This window comes from Haloferax denitrificans ATCC 35960 (genome assembly GCF_000337795.1).
Taxonomy (GTDB): domain Archaea; phylum Halobacteriota; class Halobacteria; order Halobacteriales; family Haloferacaceae; genus Haloferax; species Haloferax denitrificans.
Genome location: NZ_AOLP01000012.1, coordinates 165,186 through 187,031, shown reverse-complemented (window position 1 = coordinate 187,031; position 21,846 = coordinate 165,186). Strand labels below are relative to the sequence as shown.

The following is a 21,846-nucleotide window of genomic DNA, read 5'->3' as shown; positions in this document are numbered from 1 at the left end:
TTTAGAAGTTCGCAAACCGGGGTACGGTGTCGAGCGATTCGGTCCCTGCGAGACGGAGCCCTCAGACGGCGGTGACCCACGCCCGGTACGCGTCGTCGCGGCCGTAGACCGCCTGAAACACGCGGTCCGCGAAGCCGGCGAGGCGATTGGCGTCCGAGCGAGCGGTGATGCGGACGTTCGTCCCCTCGGCCTCCTCGGGGCTCTCCAACCGGTCGATGCGGAACTCGGGGAACTCCGAGAGGAGCGTCTTGAGGCGGTCGAGTTCGCCTTCGGTCACGTCCATGTTGAACGTCTGGTCGGCGAACTGAATCCACGGGCCGGGGCCCTCGCCGTCGATGTCGTCGAGGCGCTCGGCCTCGATGGTGAGAAAGGCACTGCCGCGGTCGCGGTGCGCCGACACGGCGTCGGCGAAGAGCTTCCGGCGCTCGCGGGGGGTGTCGGCCTCGAATCGAGTCATGTGGACGGATACAGCCGCGCGGTACAAAAGCGACCCGCGTCGATGCGGCGGGGGGCGGCCGCTGGACGACCGCCGGAGCGCGCCCACACGTCAGAACAGCACGAGGACCGCGGCGAGCGCGAGCGCGCTGACGGTCAGCAGTTGCACGCCGAGGACGGCGAGCGGGGCCGCGCCCGTCTCCCGCATCGCATCGAGTCGGACGTCGAGGCCGAGGCCGACGAACGCGAGCGCGAACAGGGCGTCGCTGGCGGTGCCGACGGTCGCGAGCGTCGGGTCCGAGAGCAGGCCGAGGTTGGCGACGGCGGCGACGGCGACGAAGCCGACGAGGAACCGGGGGACGCCGTCGAAGACGGCGCGCAGGCCGGTCGCGGCCTCCTCGGCCCGACCGGCGTAGCGGACCGCGTAGGCGACGGCGACGAAGCCGAGCATGGAGTTGCGCGCGAGCTTGGTGACGGTCGCCCAGCGACCCGCCACGTCGGAGTGGGCGAAGCCGGCCGCGGTGACGGGGCCGGTGCTGAACATGCTCAGACCGGCCCAGATGCCGAACTGGCGGCCGGACAGCGGGAGCAGGTCGCCGGCGATGGGGAACACCGCGAGCGTGAGGGCGTCGAACAGGAGGACCGCGGCGACGACGTGGGCGAGCGACTCGCCGTCGGCGTCGATGGTGCCGGCGATGGCGGTGGCCGCGGAGACGCCGCAGACGCTCGCACCCGCCGCGAGGAGCGACCCGGTCTTGTCGGCGAGGCCGAACACGCGCCCGGCGACGGCCTCGACGAGGAGAACGCCCGCGGCGACGGTGACGACGACGAGCGCGACGAGCACGGGGCCGGAGGCGACGAGTTCGTCGACGGCGATGCGAGCGCCGAGCAGGACGATACCCGTTTCGAGGAGGAGTTTCTGCGTGTCGACGCCGGGCCGCGCCCAGTCGGGGACGCCGACCGTGTTGGCGACGGCGGCCCCGAAGAAGACGCCGAGCAGGAGCGCGTTGACGCCGGGGACGACCCCGGCGACGAGGGTGGCCGCCGCCGCGAGAGCGACGAGGAGGCCGACGCCGGGGGCGAGTCGCGCGAGTCGACCGACGCCGGCGTCCGTGGCGTCCGTGGCGTCCGTGTCTGCCCCGGCGCTCACGGCCCGAGCGCCGCGAGGACGGTCACGACGACGAGTCCGAGGGCGGTCGCGCGCCAGCCGCGTTCGAGCGTACACCACAATCCGTACGCGCGCTCGACGGCGGTCGCGCCGAGCGCGTCGCGCATGAGGGACGAATCGCGCATCTGTCAGTGCCACGCGGGCCGCCCCGTTGAACGTGTCGCTTCCGTCTGTGAAACCGGCAACAAAACCCTCGAATACCGCGGTGGGACGGCCGAACGAGCTGTGGGCCGACAAACAAGGAGCAACATTTTCTCGTTCCTCTGACCGTCGCCGTCGCAGAACTCAGTACGTATCTTCAACACTATATGCTCTCGCTGGATGGGTTCAGATATGGGAAAGCGCATCCTCCTGCTCGGAGCGCCGGGCGCAGGTAAGGGCACACAGTCGAAGCGACTCGCCGAGACCTACGGCGTCGAACACGTCACCACCGGCGACGCACTGCGCGCGAACAAGGACATGGAGACCGAGTACGGAACGCCCCGTTCGTTCATGGAGAAGGGCGAACTCGTCCCCGACGCGGTCGTCAACGAAATCGTCGAGGCCGCGCTGGCGGACGCCGACGGCTACGTCCTCGACGGCTACCCGCGGAACCTCTCGCAGGCGGAGTACCTCACCGAAATCACCGACCTCGACGCGGTCATCTACCTGCAGGTCGCCGAGTCCGAACTCGTCGAACGGCTCACCGGCCGCCGCGTCTGCGACGACTGCGGCACGAACTTCCACGTGAAGTTCAACCAGCCCGAAGAGGAGGGCGTCTGCGACGACTGCGGCGGCGAACTCGTCCAGCGCGACGACGACACCGAAGAGACCGTCCGCGAGCGCCTGTCGGTGTTCGAGGAGAACACCGAGCCGGTCATCGAGCACTACCGCGACGAGGGCGTCCTCGTCGAAGTCGACGGCGAACAGACCCCCGACGAGGTCTTCGAGGACATCCAGTCCGTCGTCGACGACGCGTAAGCGCGGGTCCGACGCGCGAACCGCCTCACCGACGCAGTTCGGCTCGACGTTTTTCACCGACGGAACGGGAGCGCCAGCGTCGCCGCCGGCGCGCTCGCTGTCGTCCGCAGAGTAAAACCTTGATAACAGCCGGTTGCTAAAGAGCCGGTAATGGCACGAATCGAATCTCGGGTGCGCGACCTCGTCGGCTCCGACGCCGACATGCGCGCCGCCGTCGAGACCGTCCTCGACCGGGCGGACGACGGAGAAGTCGAGTGGGCCGACGTTCGCGACGAGCTCACGAGCGGCCAGTGGGGTCGCCTCATCGAGAAGGGTATCCTCGTCGACGGCGACGAGGGGTTCCGGCTCGCCGACGTGGGTGAGACCCGCGCCGGCCTCGAAGACGACACGTCCGGCTCCGGCGGCTCGTCGTCCTCGTCGACCGACATCGACAGCGGCGACTCGTCGTGGTCGAAGTACGACAAGGGCGCGGCCGTCGTCACGGTCGGCCTGTTCCTCGGCTACTCCGTCTCCGAGGTCCGCAACGTCATCGGCGGCGTGATGGACGTGGCGCTCGGCCCGCTCGCCGAGATGCTTCCGTTCTACGCCGTCGTGATGGTCCTCGCGCTCGCGACCGGCCTCTACTCCACGCTCCTGCAGGCGAACCTCATGGACATGGAGAAGATGGGCATGTATCAAGAGCGGATGAAGGACATCCAACAGCGGCAGAAGGACGCCAAGGAGCGCGGCGACGACGCGGAGCTCGAAAAGATTCAAGAAGAGCAGATGGAGGCGATGGGCGACCAGATGGGCATGTTCAAAGAGCAGTTCCGCCCGATGGTCTGGATTATGTTCCTCACCATCCCGGTGTTCCTCTGGATGTACTGGGCCATCGGCGTCGGCGGGAACGCCCAGCCGCACATCATCACCGGGAACATCGTGCTCCCGCTCGTCGGCACCGCCGAGTGGACGCAGGGCGTTCTCGGTCCCATGCAGGCGTGGATCGTCTGGTACTTCCTCTGCTCGATGGGCTTCACCCAGATCATCCGCAAGAGCCTGAACATCGACATGTCGCCGTCGGCGTCGTAAGCCGGTTCGGGCGACTCGAAACAACCCGATTTCTCTCTCCGTTTCCGACACTCACCAGCCGCGCGCCAGCCGCGGGACGCCACCTCGTTGCGCCGCCGCGAGCTGTCCGCCCTGACCCCGTGCGAAGCCTCCGCAGGGGCCGTCGGCAACGATAACACCTTTTAGCCGACCGCACACAGCATGGATATGTTACTGACCGTCTCCGGACCACCGGGCAGCGGAAAGAGTACGACCGCCGCCGCGCTCGCCGAGGCGTTCGACCTCGAACACATAAGCGGCGGGGACATCTTCCGCGAGCTCGCCGCCGAGCGCGACATGACCGCCGTCGAGTTCAACAAACTCGCCGAGGAGGACGACCAAATCGACCGCGACCTCGACCGCCGCCTCCGCGATATCGCGCTCGACCGCGACGACGTGCTCCTCGAATCCCGACTCGCCGGCTGGCTCGCGGGCGACGCCGCCGACCTCCGCTTCTGGCTCGACGCCCCGGTGGACGTCCGCGCCGAGCGCATCGCCGACCGCGAGGACAAAGCGCCCGACATCGCCCGCGAGGAGACCACGACCCGCGAGGCGAGCGAGGCCAAGCGGTACGACGCGTACTACGACATCGACATCACGGACCTCTCTATCTACGATATCGCGCTCAACACCGCCCGCTGGGGCCCCGACGAGGTGACGGCCGTCTGCATCGCCGCGGTCGACTCCTACGACCCCGAGGCCGACGAGGGCAAATACCCGGTCGAAGGCGTCCGCTACGACTTCTGACCATGCTCCGAGACCCGCCCGAACACCGGAGCGTCGACGACCTGCTCTCGTTCGGCGTCGTCAACCTCGACAAGCCGCCGGGGCCGTCGGCCCACCAGGTCACCGGCTGGGTCCGCGACATGGCCGACGTCGACCGTGCGGCCCACTCGGGGACGCTCGACCCGAAGGTAACCGGCTGTCTCCCCACGCTCCTCGGCGACGCGACCCGCATGGCGCAGGTGTTCCTCGAAGGCGCAAAGGAGTACGTCTCCGTGCTCGAACTCCACGGCCCCGCGCCGGCCGACATCGACTCGACCGTCGCCGAGTTCGAATCGAAGCTCTACCAGAAGCCCCCGCGGAAGTCCGCCGTCTCGCGTCGCCTCCGCGTCCGCGAAATCTACGACCTCGACCTCCTCGAAGTGAAAGACAGACAGGCGCTCCTGCGCATCCGCTGTGAGTCGGGGACGTACATCCGAAAGCTGTGTCACGACCTCGGACTCGCGCTCGGCACCGGCGGTCACATGGGTCACCTCCGCCGGACCGCGACCGACCCCTTCGACGACGCGGACCTCGTGACGCTCCACGACCTCGCGGACGCCCTCGCGTTCGCCGCGGAGGGCGACGAGTCGTGGCTCCGCGACGTGGTCTCGTCCGCCGAACGGGCGCTGTCGCACCTCCCGTCGGTCACGATTGCCAACAGTGCCGCCCGCGAGGTCGCCAACGGCGCGCCCGTCTACGCCCCCGGCGTCTTCGACGTCGACGCCGACGCCGCCCGCGGCGACCTCGTCGCCTGTTTCACCGACGACGGCTCCGCGGTCTGTCTGGGCGAACTCGTCGGCGACGCCGACGCCGACTCGGGGACGGTCGTCTCGCTGGAAGCCGTGTTGGTCTGAAGCGCGACGCTACTTTCTCCGGCGCTTTCTGTCCGCGTCCGCGAGCGTCTCCGCCTGCTCGTTGACCGAGGCGACCTCCCGCTTCGCGTCCGATTTGTCGAGGTCGTAGACGTAGCGCCACGACGCCAACGGGTAGCCGCGCGACTCCTCGGGGCGGTCCGCGGCCGGTTCGGACTCGCCACCGCGGCGAATCGACCACCACCTGACGGCCGCGACGCCCACTGCGAGGAGGACGAGGAGCATCACGACGAACGGGAGCAGTCCGAGCGGGACGCTCTGGAGGGACGTGAACATGGGTTGTCATTACTTCCGAGGCGACAAAAGCGTATTCGCGGCGCAACGCCGAGGGGTCGAGAGCGTTCGAACCGCGGGACGACGGTGCGATACCGTGGCACGTCATCCCGTCGCGTCGCCGCGACGAAACGAAGGGCTTAACCGCGAGACACGCATCGCTTTGAATGCACCCCGGGACCGTGGGGTAGTGGTATCCTCTGCCGATGGGGTCGGTAGGACCTGAGTTCGACTCTCAGCGGTCCCATACTTTTACCGACGCAACGCGACGAGCCGTGAGTCCGTCAGGGCTCCGGCGAGGCACATCGCGTCGGGTACCGTATGCACGGAGCTGAGCGTCGAGCCCGGAAGTCGAAGCCCGCGAGCGAAGCGAGCGGGACCGTCTTCCGACGTTCGACTCTCAGCGGTCCCACTTCTCACTTACGTGGAGTAAAATCACCAGCAGTACAAGCCCTCTCTGTACATCTCCAGGGCCGACTGGGAGGTGTCAGTTCAAACCGTCTCGTGCTCACAAACGAGGATGATCTCCGCGTCTTTTCCGTAGTTTGCGCCCCGAGCGTCGCAGTACTCTTCGGTCACTTCGTAGCCAGCGGTTTCGAGTAGGGAAACGACCTCATCCCGATCGAACTCAACGACGACCTCGCCATCATTGCGCACCGCGTGATGTTCGACAACGAGTCTTTCCGGTGGTTGGTCGACGCGAGCAAGGGAACGAAGGATAGAGAACTCCGCCCCGTCCGCGTCGATACCGAGGACGTCCGACTCCGCAACGCTGGAGACCGGAACGACGTCCGCTTTCCCTTTGTCCGACCGTAAGGAGATGTCGTCACCGACGACTGCATGTCGAATCTGCGCGTTCTCCACGTCGTTCAGGTGGAGCGCTCTGCGCCCCGCTCGGACCTGGTTTTCCCCGCCTTCGTACGTGGTCACAAAGCCGTTCGACCCGACCATCTCCGCCGCTCTCACCGTCGAGACGCCCTCACCGCCACCGATAAGCGTGACTTCGGACCCAGTGAAACAGACGTCCGAGAGGCCACTGACGTACTGGTACTCATACGCAGGTTCGTCATTGACGACGAACTTCGTAACAGCGTCCGGAAGCACCTCGTCAGTCCAGATGGTCTTCGACTCCACACGGACGCCGTTTAACATCGCGTTCCGACCATTCAGTCGGGGCAGGGCTGTCAACTGTTGGTATATGATCGCGGGTATGTCGGCGTTCATAGGGCGATTCAGGCCCTGTTCGGTATAGTACTATCTGTGAATTTATTAGAGCTGAGAACGATAACCGCGTGCATCGAACACTCCCACCGTCCGGACTGACCGACCAGCTAGTCGCCGGCCGCCTCGCAGGCGGCGAGGGATTGGGACTCTAAGAAGTGGCCACCGTACACCGATGAGCCACGACGTTCACTCCCCGTAGAACAGATACGAGAACGCCAGAAACGCCAGCACCGACCCGACGAACACCGCCGAGACGCCGCCGACGAGCGCGGACCCGAAAGGAGAAACGCCCCGCGTTGCCACTCTTCGACGAACTCGACCATACTCTTTTCAGCAATCCGACAGTCCTCTCGCCGCCGGACAGAAGTGTCGTGGTAACTCCAGAGTCGACGCGGCGTGAATCGTCGTCACTCGCGGGCAACAGCCCAAAAAACCGGCCGAGAACCGCTATTCAGGTCGAGACGGCATCGCAGGTCCAGCCGGGGTCGGTGCCCGTCCGCCGGATGAGGTCCGCGCGGCACGCCGGACAGTAGTCGGGGACCGTCGATTCGCCCCGCGGGACATAGACGCCACCGCCGCATTCCACGCACGCATCGGCGACGACTGTCGTGCAGTCCGCACACAGGTTGAAGTCGTCAACCGTGAGGTCGCGCAGCACTTCGAGCTTTTTGTCCAGGATGTACTCGTCGATAACCGCCTGACAGCTGTGGCACGGCTTCATAGCGATACAGCGTGTCAATTGAGACCATGCCACATATACTTGTCGTCGGAGGAGTCTCTTGTCGCGGAATCTCAGTCGGAGGAGACCCTCGGCGGAGACGGAAACTGTCACGTATACGCGCGAGAAGGGCTAGCGCGACCGATGCGAACGTGATTCACAGAATACATAAGTAACTCGGTGACGAGTTACTACTTGCTGCTGTCAGAGGCACATCGTGGTGGCGAACGGAATCAGTCGCCCTCCACACCACCCATTCTCCCGCGTCTACTGGTTCGAGTAACGGCTCCGAGGACCGACGCTCAGCTCCCTGCGCCCGCGTCGGTGGGGTCTCCGTACATCTCGGCGAGCACCGCGTCCGCCATCTGATGTGCCCCCACGAGAACGACCACGCTCGCGACGATGGTCGCGACCGACTGGGGCGTCGAGAGCAGGCCGAGCGAGACGATGAGCGTCGTCGCGCACGCCGGCGGGTGGACCGCGTCGAGTTCGACCATCCCCCAGCTCGTCGCGGCGACCGAGACCGCCCCGCTCGTGACGAGTCGGAGCGTGTCCGGCGACGCGGCCGGAAGCGACGAGCCGAGCGTCAGACCGGGCGCGACGAGCGCGTAGGCCGCGAAGCCGACGACGGCACCGACGGCGTGCCCGCCGACGATGCGAGTCGAACGGGCGCGCGCGCCCCGCCGCCGGAACGCGAGGACGAACGCCGTGGGGCCGAGGCTCGGGAAGACGAACGGCTCGCCGGTGGCCCACGCGATACCGCCGAGTGCGGCGACGAGCAGGCCGGCGGAGAGCCCCGTTTCGAGGCCGCGTCGAGACATGCGACACGCTCTGTCGACGTCGAGTGAAAACGCTGTCTGATTCGAGCGAAGCGAGAGGAGACCGCGAGGTCGGCGGGCGAGGAAAGCCTAAATCCAGCCCTCTTGGGCGAGCAGTTCGCCGTTGAGGACGGAGGCGCCGGCCGCGCCGCGAATCGTGTTGTGCGCGAGGCAGTTGTACTTCACGCCGTGGTCGGTCGACTGGATGCCGCCGGCCGAAATCTGCATCCCGTCGCCGCGGTCGCGGTCGAGACGGGGCTGTGGGCGGAACTCGTCTTCGAAGACGTGGATGAGCTGTTCGGGTGCGCTCGGGAGGTCGACGCCGGGGTACTCGCGCATCGCGGCGGCGACGTCCTCGGGGGAGGCGTCGTCGGCGAGGTCGGCGAAGACGCTTTCGAGGTGGCCGTCCAGCGTCGGGATGCGGTTACACGAGGCGTTGACCTCCGCGCCGTGGAGCGCGACCTCCGCGCCGTCGAACGAGCCCAGAAGCTTGCGGGACTCCGTCTCCATCTTCTCGTCTTCGCCGCCGATGTGCGGGATGGCGTTGTCGATAATCTCCATCGAGGTGACGCCGTCGTAGCCCGCGCCGGAGACGGCCTGCAGGGTCGTGACGTCGACGCGTTCGAGGCCGAACTGGTCGAGCGCCGCGAGCGTCGGGACCATCGTGATGGTCGAGCAGTTCGGGTTCTTCACGAGCGCGCCGTCCCAGCCGCGCTCGTCGCGCTGGACCTCGATGAGGTCGAGATGCTCCGGGTTTATCTCCGGAATCGTGAGCGGCACGTCGGGGGCCATGCGGTCGTTCGAGGAGTTCGAGGAGACGACGTAGCCCGCTTCGAGGAACTCGGGTTCGACCTCGGCGGCGACCGACGACGGGAGCGACGAAAACAGGAGGTCGATGTCGTCGGACACGTCCGCGGGGTCGGTGCTACCGACTTCCATCGCGGCCACGTCGTCCGGGATGGGCGTGTTGACGCGCCACTTCGCGGCCTCGTCGTATCGCTTGCCCGCGCTCGACTCGCTCGCGGTCAGCGCCGCGAGTTCGAACGTCGGGTGGTCGTCGAGGAGTTGGATGAATCGCTGTCCGACTGCGCCGGTTGCACCGAGGATGCCGACTCGTACTGCCATTACCCGTGTCGTAGTGTGGCACACGCATAAGGCCGTTTGGATTTGAACCAGTATTCGCGGCGGATAGTGCCAGAGAAGTGTAAGCTCGGCCGTTCTTTCACGGTCGAACACGTAAATCGTCGTCTGTCGAATCGGCCACCGACGTGCGTTGGGAAAATCGATAGAATAACGTGCGGTTCCCTGAAAGACTACCGCAAATGTTCAGCAAGGTTCTCGTCGCCAACCGAGGCGAGATCGCGGTGCGCGTCATGCGCGCCTGCGAGGAGTTAGGAGTCCGAACCGTCGCCGTCTACAGCGAGGCGGACAAACACGGCGGGCACGTGCGGTACGCCGACGAGGCGTACAACATCGGTCCCGCCCGCGCGGCCGATTCCTACCTCGACCACGAGTCGGTCATCGAGGCCGCGCGGAAGGCCGACGCCGACGCCATCCACCCCGGCTACGGCTTCCTCGCGGAGAACGCCGCGTTCGCCCGGAAGGTCGAGGCGTCCGAGTTCAAGTGGGTCGGCCCGTCGGCCGACGCCATGGAGCGCCTCGGCGAGAAGACGAAGGCCCGCGCGCTCATGCAGGACGCCGACGTGCCGGTCGTCCCCGGCACGACCGAGCCCGCCGACTCCGCCGACGACGTGAAGGCCGTCGCCGACGAGTTCGGCTACCCGGTCGCCATCAAGGCCGAAGGCGGCGGCGGCGGCCGCGGCTTGAAGGTCGTCCACTCCGAGGACGAGGTCGACGAGCAGTTCGAGACGGCCAAACGCGAGGGCGAGGCGTACTTCGACAACGCCTCCGTCTACGTCGAGAAGTACCTCGAAGCGCCGCGCCACATCGAGGTGCAGATTCTCGCCGACGAACACGGCAACGTCCGCCACCTCGGCGAGCGCGACTGCTCGCTCCAGCGCCGCCACCAGAAGGTCATCGAGGAGGCCCCGTCGCCGGCGCTGTCCGACGACCTCCGCGAGCGCATCGGCGAGGCCGCCCGCCGCGGCGTCCGCGCCGCCGACTACACCAACGCCGGCACCGTGGAGTTCCTCGTCGAGGACGGCGAGTTCTACTTCATGGAGGTCAACACGCGCATCCAGGTCGAACACACCGTCACCGAGGAAGTGACGGGTCTCGACGTGGTGAAGTGGCAACTGCGCGTCGCCGCCGGCGAGGAACTCGACTTCTCGCAAGAGGACGTGGACATCGAGGGCCACTCGATGGAGTTCCGCATCAACGCGGAGGCCCCCGAAAAGGAGTTCGCGCCCGCGACGGGCACGCTCGCGACGTACGACCCGCCGGGCGGCATCGGCGTCCGCATGGACGACGCCGTGCGCCAGGGCGACGAAATCGGCGGCGACTACGACTCGATGATTGCCAAGCTCATCGTCACCGCCTCGGACCGCGAGGAGGTCCTCGCCCGCGCCGAGCGCGCGCTCGCCGAGTTCGACATCGAGGGGCTTCGCACGGTCATCCCGTTCCACCGCCTCATGCTCACCGACGAGGCGTTCCGCGAGGGGAGCCACACGACGAAGTACCTCGACGAGGTGCTCGACCCCGACCGCATCCAGGCCGCCGTCGAGCGCTGGTCGCCCGAGGCCGTCGCCGACGATGACGACGACGACGAGGTCACGGAGCGGACCTTCACCGTCGAGGTCAACGGCAAGCGCTTCGAGGTCAGCCTCGAAGAGCGCGGCGCGCCCGCCATCCCGGTCGGCAACGCCTCCGCGGGCGGTTCCAACTCCTCCGGTCCGCGCAAGCGTCGCGACGACGGCGGCGACGACTCCCAGCAGATTATCGAGGGCGACGGCGAGTCCATCACCGCCGAGATGCAGGGGACCATCCTCTCGGTCGAAGTCGAGGAAGGCGACGAAGTCGAACCCGGTGACACCGTCTGCATCCTCGAAGCCATGAAGATGGAAAACGACGTGGTCGCCGAGCGCGGCGGAACCGTCTCGCAGGTCCTCGTCGCCGAGGGCGACAGCGTCGACATGGACGACGTGTTGCTCGTCCTCGAATAGGCCCGAGGCCTCGGACCCAACGCCGGAACCGCGAACCTCTTTTCCCGTGCGCCGGTACCGACCTCCATGAGCGACACGCGACGCGCCCTCCTCGACGCACTCGCCGCGGGTCCCGTCTCCGGGCCCGAGCTCGCCGACCGACTGGGCGTCTCCCGCGCCGCGGTCTGGAAGCACGTCGAATCACTCCGCGACGAGGGGTTCGGCGTCGAGAGCGCCGACGACGGCTACGTCGTCACCGACGTGCCGGAGTACGGCGGCCCGGCAATCGAGTACGGTCTCGACGCCGACTACGACGTGGAGTTCCACGAGACGCTCGACTCCTCGAACGACCGCGCCCGCGACCTCGCCGCCGAGGGCGCGAGCGACGTGGTCGTCGTCGCCCGCGAGCAGACCGCCAGCCGGGGCCGGAAACGTCGGGAGTGGTCCGCGCCGGACGGCGGCGTCTGGCTGAGCCTGCTCGTCCGACCGGACGAACCGCCGGCGTACGCCCCGCTGTACACGCTGGCGATGGCCGTCGCCGTCTGCGACGCGGCGCGCGAGGCCGGGGTGGACGCGAAAATCAAGTGGCCGAACGACGTTATCGTGAGCGAAGCGAACGATAACTCATCTGACTCGGCAGAGTCAGATGTAGTTGCCACGAGCGGAGCGAGTGGCAGTTCGTCTGCGAATGCAGACGGTGTTTCCGCGAACGAAGTGAGTGGAGGCTCACCGGCTCAGGCAGGTGGTGTTGCCACGAGCGAAGCGAGTGGCGGTTCGAACGACGTTATCGTGAACGAAATGAGCGATAACTCATCTGACTCGGCAGAGTCAGATGTAGCCGCCACGCCCGACGGCCGCGGCTACCGAAAGCTCTGCGGCATCCTCACCGAGATGGAAGGCGAGGCCGACCGCGTCTCGTGGCTCGTCATCGGAGCCGGTGTCAACGTCAATCTCGACCCCGCGAACCTCCCCGCAGGCGCGACGAGCGTCGCCGCCGAGGCCGGCCCCGTCGAGCGCCGCGTGTTCGTCCAGCGGGTGCTCGAACGCTTCGACGAACTGCGCGGCGACCTCGACGCCGTCCTTCCGGCGTGGCGCGAGCGGGCGGACACGCTCGGCAGGCGGGTCCGCGTCCACACCGCGAGCGGCGTCATCGAGGGGGAAGCAGTCGATATCGAACACCCCGGCACGCTCGTCGTCCGGACCGACGAGGGCGAAAAACGAGTCCACGCCGGCGACTGCGAGCACCTGCGCCCGGCCGACGGCGGGCGCTGAGCCCGCGACCGAACCTGTTCTGCTGTTTCGTTCCGCTACTCGCCGCCGTCGGCGGTCGCCGTCGAGTCGGCGGCCGCGTCCGCGTCCGCCTCCGCGGGCGACTCGACGGGCGTCTCCGGCGCGGCCTCGCCCGGCACCTCGACGGCGTGCTCGTCGGCGTCGTCGCCGCCGCCCTCGATGCGGACGGTCAGGACGGGAACTTTCGACGCCCGAACGACCTTTTCCGCGACCGACCCGAGGAGGAGGCGGTCGATACCGCCGCGGCCGTGGGTCCCCATCACGATGAGGTCGCACTCGCCGCGCTCGGCGAACTCGACGATTTCGCGGCTCGGGGTCCCTTCGAGGACGTGCGTCTCGGCGGGGACCCCCTGCGCCTCGGCCGCGCGCTCGACTTTATCCAGCGCCGACTCGGCGTCGGCGCGCAACATGTCGTCGAGCCCCTCCCACGACGATTCCATCGGGAGGCCCGCGAAGCTCCCGGCGTTCACCACGTACACCCCGTGGAGTTCCGCATCGTGGACGGCCGCTAACGCCGCCGCGTGGACCGCGACGCGCTCGGAACCGGCGGAGCCGTCGATGGGAACGATGATTCGGTCGTACAACACCATGACACTTGATAACATATTCTCGGGGTCGGTAATAACCCTTTGCTACGGGAGGAGTACTGCGAGAATAGGTCGGCGTTCGTGAGCGTTCTCCGACTCGTCGGGGGCGGATTCAGGAAGCGGGGAGTCGCCCGAACTCAGAGGTACACGTCTTTCACGTCCGCCTGTCCGGCCCGGCGGACGACGGCGCGGACCACGTCCTCGACGCCCGCGAGGTTGTCCGTGTCGCCGTCGAGGACCAGAAGCTTGGCGTCGCGGCCCTCCTCGACGAGGCCGTAGTTCAGCCCGGCGATGTCGGCCCCGTTGACGGTCGCCATGCGGAGGACTTCGGCGGCCGACACGTCCGCCAGCTTGGAAGTGAACTCCATCTCGCGGAACATCGAGGGGCTGTTGAGCATCACGTTGTCCGTGCCGAGCGCGACGGTGGTGCGGTCGACCAGTTCGCGAATCGGCGCGACGCCCGCGTCGGTGACGAGGTTCGACCGCGGGCAGATGACGACGGGAATCTCGCTGTCCTCGACGCGTTCGAGGTGGAGCGCCTCGGGGTGGACCATGTGGACGAGGAAGTCCGGTTCGAGGTCCAACGCGGCGTTGATGTCGTGGGCGTCGCGCTCGCCCGCGTGGATGCCGAACAGCTTTCCGGCGGCCGCGGTCGCGTTCCGGAGCGCGCCGAACTCGCCGTCCCGCGCGCCCGACGCACCGAACCCGTCGGCGATTTCCATCGCGTCCGCCGTCTCGCGCCCGAGGACGACCGCCTCGATGTCGCGGCCGTCGAGCGCCCGCCGGATGACGTCGACGCCCTCGACGCCGCCCTCGCGGAACTCCAGACAGGCCGCCGTCCCGCCGGCTTCCATCATCCGGAGCGACCGATGCATCGCGGCGGCTTTCTCCTCGGTGCTGGCCGCGCGGAGGAGCCGGTGTTTCAGCCCGTCTGGCGGCGCGACGAGGTCGTCGAGCGACAGCCCCTCGCCGGCCTCCTTGGCGATGGAGTCGCCGAGGTGGGTGTGGGCGTTGACGAACGCAGGCAGGACGATGTCCGTCGAATCGGTCGCCGTCTCCTCGATTGCGGTTATCGTGCCGTCTTCGACGACGACGCGCCCCTCGACCGGGTCGAAGTCGCGGCCGCGGAGTATCGTACCCTCGAGTTGCATCGCTCTCGACTGCGTCTCGGCGGTGCTTGAACCTCCCGTCTCGGGACGGCGGCTACTCGAACTCGTCGAGCGTCGCGTTGAGGCCGCTTCTGACCTCGGCGACGAGCGCGCCATCGACGTCGAGGCCGAGCACGTCGGCGGCCGCGCGGCCGACGCGCTCTGTCTCCTCGCGCGGGGCGTAGACGCCGAGTCGCCACTGCTGTTCCTGTGCGGTCCGGAGCGCCTGCACGAGCGGCGACTCCCGCTCCAACTGCCGAATCTCGCCGTTGACCATCACCCGCGACGACGACTCGGTCATCGACGGGCGCGAGGGCACGTCGAGGATGACCGACTCGGGCGACACGTCGGCGGCGTCGGCGATGTCCCGCTCGAACGCCGCGAGCGCGTCGTGTTCGGCGTCGATAATCGAGTCGGGGACGTTCGGCAACTCCGCCCAGACGGCCCGCTTGTAGAGGTCGCGGGTGGCCAGTCGCTCGGCGAACCCCTTCGTCGAGTCGGTGAGACGGAGCGCGACGAGCAGGTCGGGGTCGTCCATCCGGCGGAGCTCCTCGGCGTCGATGTCGGGCTCGTCGAGCAGTCGCTCCGACGCGCGCCGGAGCATCGCCTTCGAGATGCGCGCGACGTGGTGCTGGTAGACGGTCGGGTTCATGAGCGCGCGGGCGAGAAGCAGGGACTCGGCCGTCTGGACGTTCCCCTCCGCGAGGACCAACTCGCCGTCGACGAACGTCAGTTCCCGAATCAGGCGCTCGTGGTCGATGGTTCCGTAGGGGACGCCGGTGTGGTGGGCGTCGCGGACGAGGTAGTCCATCCGGTCGACGTCCAACTCCCCGGAGACGAGTTGGCCGAACTCGCCGTCGCCCTCGACCAAGGCGGCCACGCGCTCGGGGTCTAACCCCTCGGCCTCCAGCGTCTCGCCGACGGTTCCGCGGGCGACGAGTCCCTCCACGTCGTCGTGGTACTTGCCGGTGTGGCGGTGGGTAACGTCCTCGATGTTGTGGCTGTAGGGACCGTGGCCCACGTCGTGGAGGAGCGCCGCGGCCTCGACGTGGGCGGCGGCGTCACCCTCGATGCCGAGGTGGGAGAGAGCGCGGGAGGCGAGGTGGTAGACGCCGAGGCTGTGTTCGAACCGCGTGTGGTTCGCGGAGGGGTAGACCAGCTGGACGGTTCCCAACTGCTTGATGTGCCGGAGTCGCTGCATCTCCGGCGTATCGAGGAGGGCTTCGGCCGCGCCCTCGACCTCGATGTGGTCGTGGACGCTGTCCTTGATGGTCGTCATGGTGGGTGAGTCGACCGCCATCGGTGAAAAAGGGTCGGACGGCCGTGTCTCGCCGACTCTCCACGCGATTCAGACCGGCGTCGTCACGCGCACGGGAAGCCCGAGCACGTCCACGGCGGCCGCGGCCACCTCGTCGCGGACCGCCTCGGGCGCGTAGACGCCGAGTCGCCACTGCGTCCGCTCAGTCGACCGGAGCGCGCCCACGAGTTCCGAGGCGTCTTCGAGCCGTCGGACGACGCCGTTGACGACGACGCGCGACCGGGACTCCTTGATTCGCGGCCGCGACGGCGCGTCCACGATGACCGACTCGGGCGACACGTCGGCGGCGTCGGCGACCTCCCGCTCGGCCGCCCGCGTCGCCTCGTAGTCGAGTTCGACCACGTCGGTCGGCACGGCGTCGATGGGGGCCCAGACGGCCCGCTTGTACAGGTCGCGGCGCTCGATGCGACGGCCGAGGTCGGGCACGCGCTCGCCGAGGGCGACGAGCAGGTCGTGGTCGGCCATCCGGACGAACTCCTCGATTGGCACGCCGTCGTCGACGAGGCGCTCGGAGGCGCGTTCGAGCATCGCGCCCGCGATGCGGGAGACGTGGTGGCGGTAGACGGTCGCGTTCATCAGCGCCCGCGCGAGAAGCAGTGATTCGGCGGTCTGGACGTTCCCCTCAGCCAACACGAGTTCGCCGTCCCGATACCGGAGTTCGCGGACGAGGCGGCCGTGGTCGATGGTTCCGTAGGGGACGCCGGTGTGGTGGGCGTCGCGAACGAGGTAATCCATCCGGTCAACGTCCAACTCACCCGAGACTAACTGCCCGAGGCCCCCCGCACCGTCGACCATGTCGGCGACGCGGTCCGGGTCGAGGCCGTGGTCGGTCAGGACCGCGCCGACTTCGGTCCCGTCGAGCAGGTGGTGAATCTCGTCGTGGTCGCGGCCGGTGCGCCGGCGGATGAGCTCTTCGGTCTGGTGGCCGTAGGGGCCGTGGCCGATGTCGTGGAGGAGCGCGGCGGCGCGGACGTGGGCGGCGCGGTCGCCGTCGACGCCGAGGTGCGAGAGGGCGCGGGAGGCGAGGTGGTAGACGCCGAGGCTGTGTTCGAATCGCGTGTGGCTCGCGGAGGGGTAGACGAGCCGGACCGTCGAGAGCTGTTTGATGTGTCGAAGCCGCTGGAACGCGGGCGTGTCGACCAGTTCGGCGGCCACGGGGTCGAGGGAGATGTAGTCGTGGACGCTGTCCTTGACGGCGGTCATGGCGGGTGTTACACGAGAGGAGTCAAATAGCCGAGCATTCGGTTCGTCGCGGGGGCGCGATAGGCGGGCCGACTCCCGTTCGACCGCCCACAAACCGTTTCACGCGGGGGCGACGATACGCGCCCATGAATCCCCGGTCGGCGCTCAGAAACGTACTCGGCTACGCCCTCCTCGGTCTCGCGTGCCTGTCCGTGATTTTCGCGGGCTACTGGGCCGCCATGAGCGCCCTGACCGGCGTGGCCGCCGGACGCGCGTCATGTCCGGCCTCGGTGCGGCGCTGATAACCGGCTTCTCAGGCTACTTCGTCAGGAAGGCGGTCGCCGGACAGGTGATGCCCTCGGAGTTCGACGTGTCGGTGGCCTACCGCGGCGGTCCCTGACGGGAGCTTCGTCGGTCTACACGGCCGTCTCGACCGCGCGGCCCGCGCGGCCCGCGACCGGCCGGCGTCTCCGGTGAAGGAACTTTCAAACGGGCACTCGCCGTACGGCGCACCATGGTTACCTTCCTCGCCGGGGGTACGGGCACCCCCAAACTCCTTGACGGGGCCGCCGGGGTGTTCGACCCCGACGAGACGACCGTCGTCGCCAACACCGGCGACGACGTGGAACTCGGCGGCCACCTCGTCTGTCCCGACGTGGACACCGTCCTCTTCGCCGGCGGCGGCGTCCTCGACACCGACCGCTGGTGGGGAATCGCCGACGACACCACCGCGACCGACGACGAACTCCACCGCCTCGCCGACGCGGCCGGCCTCGAATCCGGCCCGCGCTACCTCCCCGAGTCGGCCCAGACCGCCGGCCGCGACATCGCCCGCTGGCGGCGCTTCTCCGGCGTCGCGGAGTTCATGGAAATCGGCGACCGCGACCGCGCGGTCCACATCACCCGCACCTCGCTTCTCGACGAGGGGAACTCGCTCACCGAGGTCACCCGGACGCTCGCCGACGCCTTCGACCTCGACGTGTCACTCCTCCCGATGAGCGACGACCCCGTGGCGACGCTGATTCACACCGACGAAGGGACGATGCACTTCCAGGAGTACTGGGTCCACCGCCGCGCCGACCCCGCCGTCCGCGACGTGGAGTTCCGCGGGGCCGACGACGCCGCAGTCACCGACGAAGTCGCCGACGCCCTCGCGGACCCCGTCGTCGTCGGCCCCTCGAACCCCGTCACGAGCATCGGGCCGATGCTCGCCATCGACGGCTTCGCGGACGCCCTCGCGGACACGCCGGTCGTCGCCGTCTCGCCGTTCGTGGAGGACACCGCGTTCTCCGGGCCGGCCGCCGACCTCATGGAAGGCGTCGGCTACGACCCCTCGACCGCGGGCGTCGCCGAGGCCTACCCCTTCGCCGACGCGTTCGTCCTCGACGCGGCCGACGGCACCGACCTCGACCGGCCGGTCGTCAGAACCGACACGCGAATCGACGGTCCCGACGACGCCGAACGCGTCGCTCGCGCCGTTTCCGAGGCGCTCAGCGAGGTGTCGTGATGTTCGAACCGCGAGTCGCCGTTTCGAGCCTCAGCGGCGAGTCGGACGCCGCGTGGGCCGAGGGCGCGGCCCCCCACGTCGGCGCGGCGTTCCTCGGCGGCGTCGCCCTCGACGAGCCCTCGCAGGCGGCGGCCAGCGACCTCGTCGCCCGCGGGCGCTCGGAGTTCCTCGCCGACGACCCGGTCGCCTTCGTTTCCGACCAACTCGACGCCCTCGCCGGATTCGACGGCGAAGACCGCTTCGTCGCCGTCAACGTCAGAGCGACCGCGGCCGACCCGATTCGAGAGGTCGCCGCCGTCTGCGCCGACCGCGGCGCTGGCGTGGAGATAAACGCCCACTGCCGACAGGACGAACTCTGCGCCGTCGGCTGTGGCGAGACGCTCCTGCGCGATTCCGACCGGCTGGCCGCGTACGTCGCCGCGGCCGCCGAGTCGGACGCGCCGGTCGGCGCGAAAGTCCGCGCCGAAATCGACGGCGTTGCCCTCCCGAGCCTCGCGGTCACGCTCGCCGACGCGGGGGCCGACTGGCTCCACGTCGACGCGATGGACTCCGAGGCCGTGATTGCCGACGTGGCCGCCGCCGCGCCCGACCTCTTTCTCGTCGCCAACAACGGCGTCCGCGACCGCGAGACGGCGACCGAGTACCTCGACTACGGGGCCGACGCCGTGAGCGTCGGGCGGCCGAGTGACAATCAGACGGTCCTCCGTCGGGTCCGAACCGCCGTGGACGACTGGTTCGCCGGGCGCGAAGACGCCGCCGAGTCGGGCGACGAGAGCGGGGTGTCCGCCTGATGGTCGCGCCCGTCTCCGACCGCGGGTTCGGCCCCGCGCGCCACGCCGAACTCGCGCTCTTGCTCGAAGTCGCGGGCACGCCCAAGCCGGGGAACGTCGACCGCCGCCGCGACCTCTCGGACCTGCACTTCGAACACTTCCTGACCGGCGCTGTCGGCTCCGCGGCCGGTCTCGAACTGGCCGAGTCAGGCGCGCCGGTCGGCGAGGCGTTCGAGGAGGCGGTCGCCGGGATGAGCCGACAGGGCGGCGGAAACACGCAGTTCGGCTGTCTCCTGCTTCTCGTGCCGCTCGTCCGGGCCGCCGCGGACGACGACCGCGACCTCACTCCCGCGGGCGCGACCGACGTGGTCGAATCGACCACCGTCGCCGACGCGGTCGGGTTCTACCGCGCGTTCGAACACGTCGACGTGGCCGTCGGCGACGTGCCCGAGGACGCCCCGGACCTCGACGTTCGGCGCGGCGGCGACGCGGCCGACGCGCTCCGAGACCGCGGAGTCACGCTCTCCGACGTGATGGACCTGAGCGCCGACCGCGACGCCAACGCCCGCGAGTGGACCGGCGGGTTCGCCCGGACCTTCCGCGCGGCCGAGACCATCCTCGCCGACGACGGCCCCGTCACCGACCGCGTCGCTCGCGCGTTTCTGGACCTGCTCGCGGAGGAACCCGATACGCTCGTGGCGACGAATCACGGCGAGGCCGTCGCCCGCGACGTGATGGCCCGCGCGGCCGACGTTTCGGACCTCAGTGAGGCCGAGGAACTGGCCGAGGCGTTCGTCGCCGAGGGAATCAACCCCGGGACGACCGCCGACATCGCCTGCGCGGCGACGTTCGTCGCGCTGGAGCGGGGGGTCCCGCTGTGAGCGACGAGCGCGAATCCGGCCCCGACAGCGCGGTTGACTGGCCCGTCGAACTCCGCGGCGTCACCGAGACGGTCGTCGCCACGCTCGGGCCGAACGACCGGTGGAACTTCGCGGCGCTCGGCGTCCACGCGCCGGAGACCCGCGACGCTCCCGCCGGCGTGTCCTCCGGGTCGCCACCGCTGGCGACCGCGACGACGTGGGGCAACACCCGGACCCGTCGGAACTTCCACCGGCAGGGCGGCGGCGTCGTCCAGTTCGTCTCCGACCCGCGGGCGTTCGTCGAGGCCGCGATGACCATCTACGAGCGGGAGTTGCCGGTCCTCGACTCGGCCGACGCGTGGGCCGAAGTCGAGGCGGCGCCGGTTGAGTCCGGCGAGGACGGCGGGACCGAGTGGGAGACGTGGGAACTCCGACCCGTCGACGCCGCGGTCGAGCGGACCCGGCCGTTCACCATCAACCGCGGCTTCGGCGCGGTCGTCGACGCGACGGTGGCGGCCTCGCGCCTCGACGTGCCGGTGTTCGACACCGGCGACCTGCTTGACCGGCTCGACTACTTCGCCGAGACGGTCGAGAAATGCGGCGGGAAAAGAGAGCGCGAGGCGTTCGCGCGAATCGACGAGTTGGCGGGCTGGCGCGAGCGGGCGGCCGCGAGACGGAACGAATCGTTTTAGTGTTCGTCCGGGGAATCTTCCGACATGGCAATCAAGCCCAAGTACGTCAAGCAGCTTGGTAACATCCTGCTGGAGCGATACCCGCAGGCGTTCAACACGGACTTCGAGACGAACAAGGACAGCGTCGAGGAACTGACCACGGTCGAGTCGAAGGGCGTCCGCAACCGCATCGCCGGCTACATCACGCGCAAGAAGGGCGGCCAGGGCGCGTAAGTTCGAGTCAGTCGATTCTCTCTGCGAACACATCTTCTCCAGCCCGCGCGGAGCGGCCGCGCCGGTCCGCGCGCCGGGGACCGCGGGCGCGTGGCCCCGCACGCGTCGGTCCCCAGTACACTATACCCGAACGAACCCCTCCCGAGCGCTTTCGACCGGTCCGGAGGAAGCGTTTAGGCCGCCCTCCCGCGACGTACCGACATGCGCGTCATCGGTCACCGCGGCTGTCCCGCCCTCGCCCCCGAGAACACGCTCGCCGCCTTCGACGCGGCCGCGACGCGACTCGACTGGGTCGAACTCGACGTCCGACGCTGTGGCTCCGGCGAACTCGTCGTCTTCCACGACGAGACGCTCGACCGCCTGACCGACGCGGCCGGCCGCGTCGCCGAGACGAGCCTCGCGGACCTCCAAGAACTCACAATCGGCGACTCCGAGGAGTCGGTTCCGACGCTCGCCGCGGTGTTCGACGCCCTCCCCGCCCGCGTCGCGGTCAACGTCGAACTGAAGGAACGCGGCCTCGCAGACGACCTCGCGGCCGTGGTCGGCGACGCGGGAAACGAGATACTCGTCTCGTCGTTCGACGCCGAGGCGCTCCGCGAGGTGCGCGAGACGAGCGCGCTCCCGGTCGCGTTCCTCTTCGCGTCCGACTGGGCGGAGTCGCTGTCGGTCGCTTCCGACCTCGACTGCGCGGCCGTCCACCCGCACTACGACCTCCTCTCGTCGGCGCGGGTCGAGGAGGCCCACGACCGCGGCTTCGAGGTCAACGCGTGGACGGTTCCCGACCGCGAGATAGTTCGGCGACTCCGGGAGTACGGCGTCGACGGCGTCGTCGTCGACGACCCGGCGCTCGCGGAGTGAA

24 protein-coding genes, 1 tRNA gene and 1 pseudogene are annotated in these 21,846 nt (G+C 68.7%); 14 read left to right on the top strand and 12 right to left on the bottom strand.

All coding sequences use genetic code 11. The features are described 5' to 3' along the window. Positions 1-61: 61 nt before the first annotated feature. From C438_RS12740 to C438_RS19525, 3 genes are all read right to left on the bottom strand, one after another. The gene (locus C438_RS12740; RefSeq protein WP_004969866.1) at positions 62-457 is read right to left on the bottom strand and encodes a hypothetical protein; all 396 of its coding nucleotides are present in this window, start codon (positions 455-457) and stop codon (positions 62-64) included. A gap of 90 nt (positions 458-547) precedes the next feature. Beyond that, positions 548-1,585 carry a YeiH family protein gene (locus C438_RS12735; RefSeq protein WP_004969864.1) on the bottom strand — a complete coding sequence of 346 codons (1,038 nt, stop codon included), beginning with the start codon at positions 1,583-1,585 and terminating at the stop codon, positions 548-550. Then, on the bottom strand, positions 1,582-1,728 hold the full coding sequence (locus C438_RS19525; protein ID WP_160166870.1) for a hypothetical protein: 147 nt from the start codon (positions 1,726-1,728) through the stop codon (positions 1,582-1,584). The genes C438_RS12735 and C438_RS19525 overlap by 4 nt, the downstream gene beginning before the upstream one ends. A 208-nt stretch (positions 1,729-1,936) precedes the next feature. Here C438_RS19525 and C438_RS12730 point away from each other — a divergent pair, with 208 nt between their 5' ends. The 4 genes from C438_RS12730 (at position 1,937) to C438_RS12715 (ending at position 5,268) form a co-directional block, all read left to right on the top strand. Next, positions 1,937-2,563 (top strand): adenylate kinase, encoded by a 627-nt coding sequence (locus tag C438_RS12730; protein ID WP_004969862.1) that lies wholly within the window; start codon positions 1,937-1,939, stop codon positions 2,561-2,563. 150 nt (positions 2,564-2,713) lie between these two features. Then, positions 2,714-3,631 carry a DUF106 domain-containing protein gene (locus C438_RS12725; RefSeq protein ID WP_004969860.1) on the top strand — a complete coding sequence of 306 codons (918 nt, stop codon included), beginning with the start codon at positions 2,714-2,716 and terminating at the stop codon, positions 3,629-3,631. A gap of 186 nt (positions 3,632-3,817) precedes the next feature. Further along, entirely contained in the window at positions 3,818-4,396 is a 579-nt protein-coding gene (cmk, locus tag C438_RS12720; RefSeq protein WP_004969859.1) for a (d)CMP kinase, read from the top strand. A 2-nt stretch (positions 4,397-4,398) separates the two neighbouring features. After that, positions 4,399-5,268 (top strand): RNA-guided pseudouridylation complex pseudouridine synthase subunit Cbf5, encoded by an 870-nt coding sequence (locus C438_RS12715; RefSeq protein WP_004969858.1) that lies wholly within the window; start codon positions 4,399-4,401, stop codon positions 5,266-5,268. 9 nt (positions 5,269-5,277) lie between these two features. Here C438_RS12715 and C438_RS12710 read toward each other — a convergent pair whose 3' ends face one another. Continuing rightward, on the bottom strand, positions 5,278-5,562 hold the full coding sequence (locus tag C438_RS12710; protein ID WP_004969857.1) for a hypothetical protein: 285 nt from the start codon (positions 5,560-5,562) through the stop codon (positions 5,278-5,280). 173 nt (positions 5,563-5,735) lie between these two features. On the opposite strand from C438_RS12710, the gene C438_RS12705 reads away from it, so the two are divergent. Beyond that, a tRNA-Pro gene (locus tag C438_RS12705) sits at positions 5,736-5,806 on the top strand. 245 nt (positions 5,807-6,051) lie between these two features. On the opposite strand, the gene C438_RS12700 is transcribed toward C438_RS12705, so the two are convergent. The 4 genes from C438_RS12700 to asd all read right to left on the bottom strand — a co-directional run bounded on the left by C438_RS12700 (position 6,052) and on the right by asd (position 9,444). Next, on the bottom strand, positions 6,052-6,783 hold the full coding sequence (locus C438_RS12700; protein WP_004969856.1) for a hypothetical protein: 732 nt from the start codon (positions 6,781-6,783) through the stop codon (positions 6,052-6,054). Between the two features lie 451 nt (positions 6,784-7,234). Further along, positions 7,235-7,504 carry a DUF7571 family protein gene (locus tag C438_RS12695; protein ID WP_004969854.1) on the bottom strand — a complete coding sequence of 90 codons (270 nt, stop codon included), beginning with the start codon at positions 7,502-7,504 and terminating at the stop codon, positions 7,235-7,237. Positions 7,505-7,803: 299 nt separating this feature from the next. Further along, the gene (locus tag C438_RS12690) at positions 7,804-8,322 is read right to left on the bottom strand and encodes an HPP family protein (RefSeq protein WP_004969853.1); all 519 of its coding nucleotides are present in this window, start codon (positions 8,320-8,322) and stop codon (positions 7,804-7,806) included. A gap of 87 nt (positions 8,323-8,409) precedes the next feature. Beyond that, positions 8,410-9,444 (bottom strand): aspartate-semialdehyde dehydrogenase, encoded by a 1,035-nt coding sequence (asd, locus tag C438_RS12685; protein WP_004969852.1) that lies wholly within the window; start codon positions 9,442-9,444, stop codon positions 8,410-8,412. Between the two features lie 197 nt (positions 9,445-9,641). Here asd and pccA point away from each other — a divergent pair, with 197 nt between their 5' ends. After that, the gene (gene pccA, locus C438_RS12680) at positions 9,642-11,441 is read left to right on the top strand and encodes a propionyl-CoA carboxylase biotin carboxylase/biotin-carboxyl carrier subunit (protein ID WP_004969851.1); all 1,800 of its coding nucleotides are present in this window, start codon (positions 9,642-9,644) and stop codon (positions 11,439-11,441) included. A gap of 66 nt (positions 11,442-11,507) precedes the next feature. After that, a complete protein-coding gene (locus tag C438_RS12675) occupies positions 11,508-12,692 on the top strand; it encodes a bifunctional biotin--[acetyl-CoA-carboxylase] synthetase/biotin operon repressor (protein ID WP_004969850.1) in 1,185 nt (394 codons plus the stop codon). Between the two features lie 35 nt (positions 12,693-12,727). Here C438_RS12675 and C438_RS12670 read toward each other — a convergent pair whose 3' ends face one another. From C438_RS12670 to C438_RS12655, 4 genes are all read right to left on the bottom strand, one after another. Next, complete coding sequence (locus tag C438_RS12670) at positions 12,728-13,300, bottom strand: universal stress protein (protein ID WP_004969849.1); 573 nt, start codon at positions 13,298-13,300, stop codon at positions 12,728-12,730. 134 nt (positions 13,301-13,434) lie between these two features. After that, entirely contained in the window at positions 13,435-14,448 is a 1,014-nt protein-coding gene (locus tag C438_RS12665) for an amidohydrolase family protein (RefSeq protein ID WP_004969848.1), read from the bottom strand. Positions 14,449-14,500: 52 nt separating this feature from the next. After that, the gene (locus tag C438_RS12660; protein ID WP_004969847.1) at positions 14,501-15,724 is read right to left on the bottom strand and encodes an HD domain-containing protein; all 1,224 of its coding nucleotides are present in this window, start codon (positions 15,722-15,724) and stop codon (positions 14,501-14,503) included. A 69-nt stretch (positions 15,725-15,793) separates the two neighbouring features. Beyond that, positions 15,794-16,966 carry an HD domain-containing protein gene (locus C438_RS12655; RefSeq protein ID WP_004969846.1) on the bottom strand — a complete coding sequence of 391 codons (1,173 nt, stop codon included), beginning with the start codon at positions 16,964-16,966 and terminating at the stop codon, positions 15,794-15,796. Positions 16,967-17,091: 125 nt separating this feature from the next. Between C438_RS12655 and C438_RS20185 the strand changes: the two are divergent. The 7 genes and pseudogenes from C438_RS20185 (at position 17,092) to C438_RS12620 (ending at position 21,845) form a co-directional block, all read left to right on the top strand. Then, positions 17,092-17,345, top strand: a pseudogene (locus tag C438_RS20185) (hypothetical protein). 114 nt (positions 17,346-17,459) lie between these two features. Further along, positions 17,460-18,452, top strand: coding sequence for a 2-phospho-L-lactate transferase (cofD, locus tag C438_RS12645; RefSeq protein WP_004969845.1), 993 nt, complete (start codon positions 17,460-17,462; stop codon positions 18,450-18,452). Beyond that, positions 18,452-19,243 (top strand): tRNA-dihydrouridine synthase, encoded by a 792-nt coding sequence (locus tag C438_RS12640; protein ID WP_004969844.1) that lies wholly within the window; start codon positions 18,452-18,454, stop codon positions 19,241-19,243. The genes cofD and C438_RS12640 overlap by 1 nt, the downstream gene beginning before the upstream one ends. Continuing rightward, positions 19,243-20,103: a triphosphoribosyl-dephospho-CoA synthase gene (locus C438_RS12635; protein WP_004969843.1), complete on the top strand. Its 861-nt coding sequence runs from the start codon at positions 19,243-19,245 to the stop codon at positions 20,101-20,103. Before C438_RS12640 ends, C438_RS12635 begins: the two co-directional genes overlap by 1 nt. Next, on the top strand, positions 20,100-20,774 hold the full coding sequence (locus tag C438_RS12630) for a DUF447 domain-containing protein (protein WP_004969842.1): 675 nt from the start codon (positions 20,100-20,102) through the stop codon (positions 20,772-20,774). The genes C438_RS12635 and C438_RS12630 overlap by 4 nt, the downstream gene beginning before the upstream one ends. A 24-nt stretch (positions 20,775-20,798) precedes the next feature. Then, on the top strand, positions 20,799-20,987 hold the full coding sequence (locus C438_RS12625; RefSeq protein ID WP_004042417.1) for a 30S ribosomal protein S17e: 189 nt from the start codon (positions 20,799-20,801) through the stop codon (positions 20,985-20,987). Positions 20,988-21,188: 201 nt separating this feature from the next. After that, positions 21,189-21,845, top strand: coding sequence for a glycerophosphodiester phosphodiesterase (locus C438_RS12620; protein WP_004969841.1), 657 nt, complete (start codon positions 21,189-21,191; stop codon positions 21,843-21,845). Position 21,846: the final 1 nt, after the last annotated feature.